The 11038-nt window shown below is 68.1% G+C and carries 11 protein-coding genes, 7 tRNA genes and 1 pseudogene; 14 read left to right on the forward strand and 5 right to left on the reverse strand.

What is annotated here, in order from left to right; genetic code table 11:
* A pseudogene (locus tag JUB11_RS31700) lies at positions 1–207 on the forward strand (tripartite tricarboxylate transporter substrate-binding protein); the annotation flags it as partial.
* A gap of 103 nt (positions 208–310) precedes the next feature.
* Here JUB11_RS31700 and JUB11_RS31705 read toward each other — a convergent pair.
* Genes JUB11_RS31705 through JUB11_RS31715 form a run of 3 tightly spaced genes read right to left on the reverse strand, consistent with a single transcriptional unit; the run spans position 311 to position 1267 of the window.
* Positions 311–826: a ferritin-like domain-containing protein gene (locus JUB11_RS31705; protein ID WP_207462807.1), complete on the reverse strand. Its 516-nt coding sequence runs from the start codon at positions 824–826 to the stop codon at positions 311–313.
* Between the two features lie 44 nt (positions 827–870).
* Positions 871–1083 carry a hypothetical protein gene (locus JUB11_RS31710; RefSeq protein ID WP_207462808.1) on the reverse strand — a complete coding sequence of 71 codons (213 nt, stop codon included), beginning with the start codon at positions 1081–1083 and terminating at the stop codon, positions 871–873.
* Between the two features lie 13 nt (positions 1084–1096).
* On the reverse strand, positions 1097–1267 hold the full coding sequence (locus tag JUB11_RS31715) for a hypothetical protein (RefSeq protein WP_207462809.1): 171 nt from the start codon (positions 1265–1267) through the stop codon (positions 1097–1099).
* A gap of 229 nt (positions 1268–1496) precedes the next feature.
* Here JUB11_RS31715 and JUB11_RS31720 point away from each other — a divergent pair, with 229 nt between their 5' ends.
* Positions 1497–2666, forward strand: a complete 1170-nt coding sequence (locus tag JUB11_RS31720) for a zinc-dependent alcohol dehydrogenase (protein WP_207462810.1) — start codon at positions 1497–1499, stop codon at positions 2664–2666.
* An 11-nt stretch (positions 2667–2677) separates the two neighbouring features.
* Positions 2678–3253: a cyclase dehydrase gene (locus JUB11_RS31725; protein ID WP_207462811.1), complete on the forward strand. Its 576-nt coding sequence runs from the start codon at positions 2678–2680 to the stop codon at positions 3251–3253.
* A 70-nt stretch (positions 3254–3323) separates the two neighbouring features.
* Here JUB11_RS31725 and JUB11_RS31730 read toward each other — a convergent pair whose 3' ends face one another.
* On the reverse strand, positions 3324–3674 hold the full coding sequence (locus JUB11_RS31730) for a hypothetical protein (RefSeq protein ID WP_207462812.1): 351 nt from the start codon (positions 3672–3674) through the stop codon (positions 3324–3326).
* A 187-nt stretch (positions 3675–3861) separates the two neighbouring features.
* Between JUB11_RS31730 and JUB11_RS31735 the strand changes: the two genes are divergently transcribed.
* From JUB11_RS31735 to JUB11_RS31770, 8 genes are all read left to right on the forward strand, one after another.
* Positions 3862–3937 (forward strand) — tRNA-Ala (locus JUB11_RS31735).
* A gap of 16 nt (positions 3938–3953) precedes the next feature.
* Positions 3954–4039 (forward strand) — tRNA-Tyr (locus tag JUB11_RS31740).
* A gap of 149 nt (positions 4040–4188) precedes the next feature.
* Positions 4189–5493 (forward strand): replication-associated recombination protein A, encoded by a 1305-nt coding sequence (locus JUB11_RS31745; protein WP_348771547.1) that lies wholly within the window; start codon positions 4189–4191, stop codon positions 5491–5493.
* Positions 5494–5594: 101 nt separating this feature from the next.
* Positions 5595–5669: transfer RNA gene (locus JUB11_RS31750), tRNA-Thr, on the forward strand.
* A 1-nt stretch (position 5670) separates the two neighbouring features.
* A tRNA-Ala gene (locus JUB11_RS31755) sits at positions 5671–5746 on the forward strand.
* A 65-nt stretch (positions 5747–5811) separates the two neighbouring features.
* A tRNA-Asn gene (locus tag JUB11_RS31760) sits at positions 5812–5887 on the forward strand.
* A gap of 30 nt (positions 5888–5917) precedes the next feature.
* Positions 5918–5994 (forward strand) — tRNA-Asp (locus JUB11_RS31765).
* Between the two features lie 8 nt (positions 5995–6002).
* A tRNA-Val gene (locus JUB11_RS31770) sits at positions 6003–6077 on the forward strand.
* A 69-nt stretch (positions 6078–6146) separates the two neighbouring features.
* Here JUB11_RS31770 and JUB11_RS31775 read toward each other — a convergent pair.
* Positions 6147–7055 carry a LysR family transcriptional regulator gene (locus tag JUB11_RS31775; RefSeq protein WP_207462814.1) on the reverse strand — a complete coding sequence of 303 codons (909 nt, stop codon included), beginning with the start codon at positions 7053–7055 and terminating at the stop codon, positions 6147–6149.
* A 169-nt stretch (positions 7056–7224) separates the two neighbouring features.
* Here JUB11_RS31775 and JUB11_RS31780 point away from each other — a divergent pair, with 169 nt between their 5' ends.
* From JUB11_RS31780 to JUB11_RS31790, 3 genes are all read left to right on the forward strand, one after another.
* Positions 7225–8274 carry an NAD(P)-dependent alcohol dehydrogenase gene (locus JUB11_RS31780; protein WP_207462815.1) on the forward strand — a complete coding sequence of 350 codons (1050 nt, stop codon included), beginning with the start codon at positions 7225–7227 and terminating at the stop codon, positions 8272–8274.
* A 151-nt stretch (positions 8275–8425) separates the two neighbouring features.
* Entirely contained in the window at positions 8426–9343 is a 918-nt protein-coding gene (locus JUB11_RS31785) for a hypothetical protein (RefSeq protein WP_207462816.1), read from the forward strand.
* A gap of 502 nt (positions 9344–9845) precedes the next feature.
* Entirely contained in the window at positions 9846–10892 is a 1047-nt protein-coding gene (locus JUB11_RS31790; RefSeq protein WP_207462817.1) for a glutamine synthetase beta-grasp domain-containing protein, read from the forward strand.
* Positions 10893–11038 lie beyond the last annotated feature (146 nt).

Raw genomic sequence — 11038 nt, forward strand, 5'->3', positions numbered from 1 at the left:
GGCACGCCGGACGCGGCCATCCAGAAGCTGTCGGAGGCCCTGCAGAAGGCGCTGGCGGACGAGAACGTCATCAAGCGCTTCGCCGAGCTGGGCACGCTGCCGGAGCCCAAGGAGCGCGCCACCCCGGCCGCCCACCAGCAGCATGTCGCGGCGGAGACCGCCCGCTGGAAGAGCGTCATCGAGGCCGCCGGCGTCTTCGCCGACTGATCCGGCCATCAGGGAATCGAGAAAAAAGCCGGCGCGGGGTTGCCCCCACGCCGGTTTCTTTTTGGCCTGCCGGAGCGCCGGGCGCTCCGGGCCGTGGTCCGCCTCAGTGGCTCGCCTGCTCGGCCTTCTGTTCCAGGCCGATGTACTTGCGGGTGATCGGCTCGACCATGTCGCGCATCTTCACGGCCATCGCCTCTTCCTCGCGCAACGACTGCTGGATGCCCGAGATCTTGGTGAAGCCGGCGGCCTCCGCCATCACGATCAGCGACTTGTAGGCCGCGATCTCGTAATTCTCGAAGGCATGGTTGGCGAACATGTTCTTCAGGATCTCGTCCTTGGCGGGGCTGTGCGCCACGGCGGCGACGTTGCCCATCAGGCCGAAAATCGCTTCCTTGATGGTCGAGGGGCTCTGGCCATACTCGGCCATGGCCTCCTCCAGCCGCTGGCGCTGCTGTTCGGTCTCGGCGATGTGCTGGCGCAGGGCCTGCTCCAGCTCCGGATACTGCTGAAGCCGCTCGACCTGGCGGTTCATGATCTGAAGCGCTTCCATCTCGAGCGCGTGGGTGTTGTGCAGGCCGGCAACGAGGATGTCGCGTAACGCGTCCGAACCAGACGTCATGATGGTCGATTCCTTTTCGTGGTTTTTGAAGGGATTCCCAAGGCTCACAGCCCGTTGTCCGGGGTGCGGCCGTAACGGTCGGTCGTGGTCTTGAGCGAGGGGGACGGGTTCCGGCCACTCTCCAGCGGGGACGAGCGGCCGCCCATCATGCCGCCCATCATCATGCCCACGAGGCCTGCGGCGGCGAACACGCCCAGAACGCCCATGGCGACGCCGCCGCCGAAATGGACGGCGGCGTTCGACATCGTGCGGATCATGGCGGTCCTCCCCTCAGCGGTCGCGGAAGAGGACGGTCCCGACCGCCAGCGCACCGGCGCCGAGCGCCAGACCCACGCCGAGGCCGGCCAGCGTGGCCGTGACGGCCACCGTGTGGGTGACGATCCCGAAGGGGTTCATCGGGTTCAGCGACAGCGGACTCGGCGGCAGGGGCAACGGCAGCATGGTGTCCTCCTCGGCGTCCTTGACGAGGCCTTTGCGGGCGGCCTGCACCCCTAAACAGGGCGGAGGGAGAAAAGTTTGATTGCGAATGGATGAAGTTTGCGCGGGCGCTTTTCCCGAGGCCCGCCGCCGAAGCCTGAACGGGACGGGAACGCTTGCGCGCCGGAACTGTCTTCATCCCGGAACGCCGAAAACGGGCGCGCGCTTTCGCGCGCAACGGGAGACACCACCAATGAAGGCACTGGTCTGGCACGGAAAGGGCGACATCCGCTACGAAACGGTTCCCGATCCGGAAATCGAACACCCGCGGGACGCGATCATCAAGGTCACGAGCTGCGCCATCTGCGGCTCCGACCTCCACCTGCACGACGGCTTCATGCCGGGCATGAAGTCGGGCGACATCGTCGGCCATGAGTTCATGGGCGAGGTGATGGAGGTCGGCAAGGAGAACAAGGCGCTGAAGGTCGGCGACCGCATCGTCGTGCCCTTCACCATCATCTGCGGCGAATGCGACCAGTGCCGGCGCGGCAACTTCTCCGTCTGCGAGCGCACGAACCGCAACAAGGACCTCGCCGACAAGATGTTCGGCCACACCACGGCCGGGCTGTTCGGCTACACCCACCTGACCGGCGGCTATCCGGGCGGGCAGGCCGAATATGTGCGCGTGCCCTTCGCGGACGCCACCCACGTGAAGATCCCCGACGGGCTGACCGACGAGCAGGTCCTGTTCCTGGGCGACATCTTCCCGACCGGCTGGCAGGCCGCCGTCCAGTGCGAGATCGAGCCGACCGACACGGTGGCGATCTGGGGCGCCGGGCCGGTCGGCCAGTTCGCGATCCGCAGCGCGCTGCTGCTCGGCGCCAGGCAGGTCGTCGCCATCGACCGCGTGGCGGAGCGGCTGAGCATGGCCAAGGCGGCCGGCGCCATCACCATCAACTTCGAGGAGGAAAGCGTCGTCGAGCGGCTGAACGAGCTGACCGGCGGCAAAGGGCCGGAGAAGTGCATCGACGCCGTCGGGCTAGAGGCGCACGCCACCGGCACGCTCGACTCCATGATGGACCGCGCCAAGCAGACCATGATGCTGGAGACCGACCGGCCGCATGTGCTGCGCGAGATGATCTATGTCTGCCGCCCGGCCGGCACCCTGTCGATCCCCGGCGTCTATGGCGGGCTGCTCGACAAGATCCCCTTCGGCGCCTCCATGAACAAGGGCCTGACCTGGCGCATGGGCCAGACCCACGTCAATCGCTGGACCGACGACCTGCTGCGCCGCATCCAGGAAGGCCAGATCGACCCCAGCTTCGTCATCACGCACACCGTCGGGCTCGACCAGGGGCCGGCGATGTACGACACCTTCCGCGAGAAGCGGGACGGCTGCGTCAAGGTGGTGCTCAAGCCCTGAGAGGTGAGGACATGACTCTTCTGCACAGAGGATCTTCCGCCGACGCCCTGGCCCGCGGCCTGGGCTGGTTCAGCATCGGGCTCGGCGTGGCCGAGCTGTTCGCCGGCCGCCGCATCGCCCGCGCGCTGGGCATGGAGGAGCACACCGCGCTCATCCGCGCCTACGGCGCGCGCGAGATCATGACCGGCGTCGGCATCCTGGCGCTCGGCGACGCCAAGCCCTGGATCTGGGGCCGGGTGGCGGGCGACGCGCTCGATCTCGGCACGCTCGCCAACGGGCTCGGCCGCGACAACCCGAACCGCGCCAACGTCGAGATCGCCATGGCGGCGGTGGCCGGCGTGACGGTGCTGGACCTCGTCTGCGTCCAGGCGCTGCACGCGGAGGAGGACGCGCCCCAGGCGCCGCCGCCGGACTACAGCGACCGCAGCGGCCTGCCGCGCCCGCCCGACGAGATGCGTGGCGTCGCCCGCGCCGCCCTGGCGAGTGCCGCCGCCGGGCGCCAGCTCCAGACGCAGGCCATGCAGGCGGGGGCGACGCAGACGGGGACGGGGGCGACGGGGACGAGCGCCGCGCAGGGCGACGCCTGATCCGGCGAGCCGGGGGACCAAGGCCACCGTCCTGGTTCCCCGGTCTTGCCCCTGGGCTTTGCCGAACGCCCTACCAGATCGGCTGCTGCCGCCCCTCGGCCCATTCGGCATCGGCGGCCGCGGCCAGCCGTTCCACCCAGTCGTCCCACACGCGCTCCGCCTCGCCGCGGTCGGCGGTGTGGTGGTCCCAGTAATGCTTTCCGTCGGGCAGGGCCGCGTTCATGGTGCGTGGGCCGTCGAACAGGGCGCTGATCGCGTAGCGCGGGTCGTGCCCGGTCGGCTTGAACAGCAGCACCATGTAGCTGGGCTTGCCCAGGGACGGGCGCGGCCGGCGGATGACGCAGCCGCAGACCAGTTCGGACGGGTCGTCGATCACGTCCGCCCGGCCGCAGGACTTGAGCGTGTCGTAGGTGCGGGACATCCTCAGCCTCCCTGATTGTTCGGTCCATGGTGCATCCGCCGGGGGTAGCCCGGCAACTGCGCAAAAGGTCGCCCAAAGCTCCGGGGGACCCGGTCTCCGGCGCGTTCGCGCGGGCGGATGCAAAAAAGGGTGCGGATAGTGCTTGACCTGGGCTTTGGCGGCGGCTAGTAATCGCCCCGCTTCACGTGGGGCCGTAGCTCAGTTGGGAGAGCGCCACAATGGCATTGTGGAGGTCGTCGGTTCGATCCCGTCCGGCTCCACCACGTACTTGAAGCCGGCGGAAGGGTGGCCGAGTGGTTAAAGGCAGCAGACTGTAAATCTGCCCGCGTTAGCGTACGCTGGTTCGAATCCAGCCCCTTCCACCATATCAACTCACGGGTGCGGCGAAGACTTCGCCGATCCTTGGCTGGGTTGAGGTCTTTACTTTCCAGACAGCAACGGTTCCGCCCACGCTTCCGTCCGATGGCGAAAGCCGCCTAGAATGGCGGCCGTCCGCATCCGAAGGGCCGTTGCCGTGACCGCTTCCCTGTTCGACAGCTCCGCACCCAAGCCGCTCGCCGAGCGCCTGCGGCCGACCCGGCTCGACGAGGTCGTCGGCCAGGACCATCTGCTGCGCCCCGACGGCCCGATCGGCCGCATGCTGGCGGCGCGGCGCCTGTCCTCGATGATCCTCTGGGGACCGCCGGGGGTGGGCAAGACCACCATCGCGCTCCTGCTGGCCGAGCAGGCGGGGCTGGAGTTCGCCCGGCTGTCGGCGGTGATGTCCGGCGTGGCGGAGCTGCGCAAGGCGATGGAGACCGCCCAGGCCCTACGGCGCAGCGGGCGCGGCACCGCCCTGTTCCTGGACGAGATCCACCGCTGGAACAAGGCCCAGCAGGACGGGCTGCTGCCCTATGTCGAGGACGGCACCATCACGCTGATCGGCGCCACCACCGAGAATCCGAGCTTCGAGCTGAACGCCGCCCTGCTGTCCCGCTGCCAGGTCTTCGTCCTGCGCCGCTTCGACGCGGAGGCCTGCGGGAAGCTGATGGCCCGCGCCGAGGCTCAAGTCGGCCGTCCCCTGCCGGTCACCGCCGAGGCGCGCGAGGCGCTGGTGGGCATGGCGGATGGCGACGGGCGCTACCTGCTGAATCTCTGCGACGAGCTGTTCGCGCTCGATCCCCCGGCCCCGCTCGACCTCGCCGGCCTCCAGGAGGCCCTGCAGAAGCGCGCCCCGGTCTACGACAAGGCGACGGACGGCCATTACGGCCTCTTCTCGGCGCTCCAGAAATCGATCCGCGGCTCGGACGTGCAGGCCAGCCTCTATTGGCTCGCCCGCATGCTGAAGGCGGGGGAGCCGCCCAAGGGCATCTTCCGCCGGCTCGCCGTGATGGCGACGGAGGAGATCGGGCTGGCCGACCCCAACGCGGTCCAGCACACCATGGCCTGCGCCCAGTCCTTCGAGCGCAGCGGCGAGCCGGAGGGGCTGCCGGCGCTCGGCCAGTGCGTCGCCTATCTGGCGACGGCGGTAAAGTCGAACGCCGTCTACACGGCCTTCTACGAGGCGATGGACCTCGCCGGCCGCACCGGATCGATCCCGCCGCCCCGTCACCTGATCAACGCGCCCACCGCCATGATGAAGGCGATGGGCTTCAAGGACGGCTACCGCTACGACCACGACTTCGAACACGCCTTCAGCGGCCAGGAGTTCTTTCCCGAGGGGCTGGACGGCGCCGCCCGCCCGAACCTCTACCGTCCGAACGAGCGCGGCAACGAGCGCGAGATCCTGAAGCGCATGCAGTTCTGGGACGGTTTGCGCGACCGGCTGAAGGGCCGCTGAAGAAAGTCATGGGCGAAGTGATTTTTGCCTTTGACGCCGCCCGCCCGGTTTGCTACCAAGCCGCTCCCGGCGCGATGGTGCCAAACGATCGAGCCGGGAACGCTGCCGTAGCTCAGTGGTAGAGCACTCCCTTGGTAAGGGAGAGGTCGAGAGTTCAATCCTCTCTGGCAGCACCATGGGGCCATAGCTCAGCTGGGAGAGCGCTACAATGGCATTGTAGAGGTCAGGAGTTCGATCCTCCTTGGCTCCACCATCTCCCCCCGGTCCGGAAGGGGAACCGCCTCGCGGGGCGGCATCCACGAAGGGCCGGTACAGTGTTCCGGATTAGCTCAGTCGGTAGAGCAGCGGACTGTTAATCCGCGTGTCGCTGGTTCGAGTCCAGCATCCGGAGCCACTTCGGTCTGGTTGTTACGCGTATCTTAGTGCGGGTGTAGCTCAGTTGGTTAGAGCGCCGGCCTGTCACGCCGGAGGCCGCGGGTTCAAGTCCCGTCACTCGCGCCACGTCCCGTGGTCTCGTAGCTCAGCGGGAGAGCACTACGTTGACATCGTAGGGGTCACAGGTTCAATCCCTGTCGGGACCACCATCTGAAGGCCGGAACCCCGACGGGTTGCCGGCCTTCGCCATGTCTGGGCTTCTGCCGAACAAACTCGCCTCATCCCTCCTTGCCGTCACGATTTTGCCTCAGCGCCTCGATCAGCAGCGCGAAGGCCGGCGTGGGCTGGCGGCGGCTCGGGTAGTAGAGGTGGTATCCGGGGAAACGCGGGCACCAGTCCGCGAGCACCCGAACGAGTCGGCCTTCGCCGACCAGCGGCTGCACGTAATCCTCGGGCAGGTAGCACAGCCCCAGCCCATTCACCGCCGCCTGCCGGGCCAGCCGGATGTCGTTCACGATCATGGCGCCCTCCACGCGCACGTTGATCTCGCGTCCGTCCTTCTCGAACTCCCAGGCATAGAGGCCGCCCAGCGTCGGGAAGCGCAGGTTGATGCAAATATGTTGTGCCAGATCCTGCGGCGTCTCCGGTGGCGGACGCTCGACGAAATAGGAGGGGGACCCGACGGCGGCCATGCACAGGTCCGGCCCGATGCGGACCGCGATCATGTCGCGCGCCACCTGCTCGCCCAGGCGGATGCCGGCGTCGAAGCGTTCCTCCACGATGTCCTTCAGGCCGGCATCGACGCTGATCTCCACCCTGACGTCCGGGTATCGGGGAAGAAGCTCCGCGAGCACGGGGACCAGGATCGTTTCGGCGGCATGGTCGCCGGTCGTGATGCGGATGTTGCCGGCCGGCCGCTCCCGCAGTTCGCTCAGCGCTTCCAGTTCGGCGTCGATCTCGTCCAGGCGCGGACCGATTGTGTTCAGGAGGCGCTCCCCCGCCTCAGTCGGGGTGACGCTGCGCGTGGTGCGGGTCAGCAGGCGGAGGCCCAGCCGCTCCTCCAGCCCGCGCATCGTGTGGCTGAGCGCGGAGGGGGAGACGCCAAGCTTCGCGGCGGCCCGGGTGAAGCTCCGCTCGCGCGCCACCGTGATGAAGGCGATCAGGTCGTTCGTGTTCGCCCGGGCCATTCCTGAGTCCTTCTCATGAGCGCATGCGGTTTGCCCTATCTAGTGAAGGGAGTTGTCCCGGTCTAGATTGGCGTCCGCAATGGGGCGGACCTCGTCGGGCCGGTCCCGAAAGGCGGCTGCCCCTTGCCGGGCGTTTCCACGGCCCGTTTCATGAAAGAAGGAAGCTTCGATGCTTGTGAAAGCCTATGGCGCCCATGCCGCCGACAAGCCCCTGGAGCCCATCGGGATCACGCGGCGGGCTCCCGGTCCGCACGACGTCCAGATCGAGATCGCCTATTGCGGCATCTGCCACTCCGACCTGCACCAGGTGCGGGCCGAGTGGGAGGGCACGCTCTGGCCCTGCGTGCCGGGCCATGAGATCGTCGGACGCGTCTCCGCGGTCGGCGCGCATGTGGGTGCGTTCCGCGAAGGCGACCTCGTGGGCGTCGGCTGCATCGTCGACAGCTGCCGGCACTGCGCCGACTGCGGCGACGGGCTGGAGAACTACTGCGACGGCATGATCGGCACCTACAATTTCCCGACGCCCGACGCGCCCGGCCACACGCTGGGCGGCTATTCGCAGCGGATCGTCGTGGATGAGCGCTACGTGCTGCGCGTCACCCACCCCGAGGCGCAGCTTGCCGCCGTGGCGCCGCTGCTCTGTGCGGGCATCACCACCTACTCGCCGCTGCGCCATTGGGGGGCAGGGCCGGGCAAGAAGGTCGGCGTCGTCGGGATCGGCGGGCTGGGCCACATGGGGATCAAGATCGCCCACGCGATGGGCGCCCATGTCGTCGCCTTCACCACCTCGGAATCCAAGCGCGAGGCGGCCAAGACGCTCGGCGCCGACGAGGCCGTGGTCTCGCGCAATCCCGAGGAGATGGCCGCCCATGCCAAGAGCTTCGACCTCATCCTGAACACCGTGGCCGCGCCGCACGACCTCGACGCGCTGCTCGTGCTGCTGAAGCGCGACGGGACGATGGTGCTGGTCGGCGCGCCGGCCTCGCCGCATCCCTCGCCCAACGTGTTCAACCTGATCACCAAGCGCCGCTCGATCGCCGGCTCGATGATCGGCGGGATCGCCGAGACGCAGGAGATGCTCGATTTCTGCGCGGCGCATGGCATCACGTCGGACATCGAGATGATCCGCGCCGACGAGATCAACGAAGCCTATGAGCGGATGCTGAAGGGCGACGTGAAGTACCGCTTCGTGATCGACAGCGCGTCGCTCGCGGGCTGACCGGCACCGGGTGAAAGGCGTGGGGCTGGGGCGACGATGGCTGCCGTCGGGCCTCGCGCCGGGAAGCCGGGAGCGGCGCTATGCCGCAAAGGACAGTGCCTGCCTTGGGAGGTTAGGATGAGGCGCCCGCCCGCCCCTGATCGGACCTCCCATGCGCATCGTCTTCAGCCGCAAGGGCTTCGACACGGGCTACGGCCGCATCCCGAACCCGATCCTGCCGGACGGGCGGCTGTTCCCGCTGCCCATCCCCTACGGGCGCGGCGCCCCCATCCGGTTCGGTGACCTGCCGGCGCCCTGGGGGCTGGAGGAACGGCATGCGACCCTGGCCGATTTCGTGCGGAGCCACGGCGCGCGCTGGGTGCCCGCCAAGGGACGCAAGCCCGAGCCCATCACCGCCGACACCATCGCCCATCTCGACCCGGACCTAATCCCCGGCATGCTGCCGCGCGCCGCCGGTTGGCGGCCGCTGTTCGGCCAGACGGAGGCGGCGTTGGGGCACCTGCGCCGCGCGGGCGTGGGGGAGGGGGACCTGTTCCTGTTCTTCGGGCGTTTCGACCGGCTGGTCGGGGAGGGCGGGGCGCTGCGCTACGAGGGGCAGCCCTGCCATCTCCTCTATGGCTGGCTCCAGGTCGGGTGCGTGCGCCCGCTGCCCGACCCGGCGCTGCCGGACTGGGCGCGCTACCATCCCCATTGCGTGGATGCTCCCGGCGCTCCCTGGTCCCCGACCGCCAACGCGCTGTTCGAGGCGGCGGAGCGGCTGAGCCTTCCGGGGCTGGACCTCGATCTTCCGGGCGCCGGGCTCTTCCCCGCGCCGCACCCCATGCTGCGGCTGACCGCGCCGGACGCGCGGGCGATCACGGACTGGCACCTGCCGGCCGCCTTCGGCCTCCCGCGCGGCGCCGTCCGCACCGAACCGACGCAGCTTGCCCGGCGGGACTGGCGGCGGGAGGGAGACGGTTTCCGGGTCAACGTCCAGGGCATCTGGCAGGAGGCGGTATGGTCCCTGGCCGCTTTTCCGGGCGCCCTCGGCTGGCTCGCCGAGCTGTTCGCGGCAGATGTGCCCGAATAATAGGCAGGGGCGGAGAGGCCCTGGCGCGAGCTTGTACGAGCTGTCGCCTCGGGAGTCGGCCATTTCCTGTGCCATGTTCGGTCATCACAGACCGCATGGGATCCTGCCGTTGGACCGGAGGACGCTCTGGCCCAGGCGATATGACGGTTTTTTGAACGCAACATGCGCAAAATGTGAGCAGATCGCGCCGTGCGGCAGGGCTGAAAATCAGCATCGCAAACAGTCGTTATATGGGCGCTTGAGCCCAAAGCCTGCCGCGGGAGCGCTCAAAGCGCGAGAAATGCCTGCCAAAGCACCACTCACGGTGAGTCGAACGGCACCGCTTCGGCTTTCCGGTGGCGCTTCCGCTTGACTCGGCCCTTCGTGCCGGCCCGCCAACCCGTTTGGCATAGGATATGCTTTAGCTATGGCAGACGCCGCCGGACGGGCTCGCCCCCGGAAGACGGCCCAAGGGAACGGCACATCAGAACGCTTTGCGTCATCAGCCTGCGAGAGATCCGCAATGACCAAATATAAGCTCGAGTATATCTGGCTGGACGGCTACACGCCGGTTCCGAACCTGCGTGGCAAGACGCAGATCAAGGAATTCAACGAATTCCCGACGCTCGAGCAGCTTCCCCTGTGGGGCTTCGACGGAAGCTCCACCCAGCAGGCCGAGGGCCGCAGCTCGGACTGCGTGCTGAAGCCGGTCCGCGTGTTCCCGGACGCCGCCCGCACCAACGGCGTGCTCGTCCTCTGCGAGGTCATGATGCCGGACGGCGTCACCCCGCACCCCTCGAACAAGCGCGCGACCATCCTCGACGACGAGGGCGCCTGGTTCGGGTTCGAGCAGGAGTATTTCTTCTACAAGAACGGCCGCCCGCTCGGCTTCCCCGAGAACGGCTTCCCGGCGCCGCAGGGCCCCTACTACACGGGCGTCGGCTACCGCAACGTGGGCAGCGTCGCGCGCCAGATCGTCGAGGAGCATCTCGACCTCTGCCTCGCCGCCGGCATCAACCACGAGGGCATCAACGCCGAGGTGGCGAAGGGCCAGTGGGAATTCCAGATCTTCGGCAAGGGCTCCAAGCGCGCCGCCGACGAGATGTGGGTCGCCCGCTACCTGCTGGAGCGCCTGACCGAGAAGTACGAGATCGACATCGAGTACCACTGCAAGCCGCTCGGCGACACCGACTGGAACGGGTCGGGCATGCATTGCAACTTCTCCACGACCTACATGCGCGAGACGGGCGGCAAGGCCTATTTCGAGAGCCTGATGGCGGCCTTCGAGGCGGCCCGCGAGGACCACATCGCGGTCTATGGCCCGGACAACCACCTGCGCCTGACCGGTAAGCACGAGACGGCGTCGATCCACACCTTCAGCTACGGCGTGGCCGACCGCGGCGCCTCGATCCGCGTCCCGCACAGCTTCGTGCGGAACGACTACAAGGGCTACCTGGAGGACCGCCGCCCGAACTCCCAGGGCGACCCCTACCAGATCGCGTCCCAGGTCCTGAAGACGATCTCCACCGTCCCGACCGAAGGCGAGGCGCTCAGGGTCGCCGCGGAGTAAGGCTTCGCTTTCACGTGTGCGTCACGGCGCGGACCTTCGCAGGTCCGCGCCGTTTTGTTTGGTGCGCCCAGCATGGGCGTTCTCTTGTGGGTGGAAGTCCCATCGTAAGCTGATCACGGCGAGCGAAGTGAAGCGCAATTGCGGAA

Origin of the sequence: Azospirillum sp. SYSU D00513 (genome assembly GCF_017356015.1) — a bacterium.
Classification (GTDB): Bacteria; Pseudomonadota; Alphaproteobacteria; order Azospirillales; family Azospirillaceae; genus Azospirillum.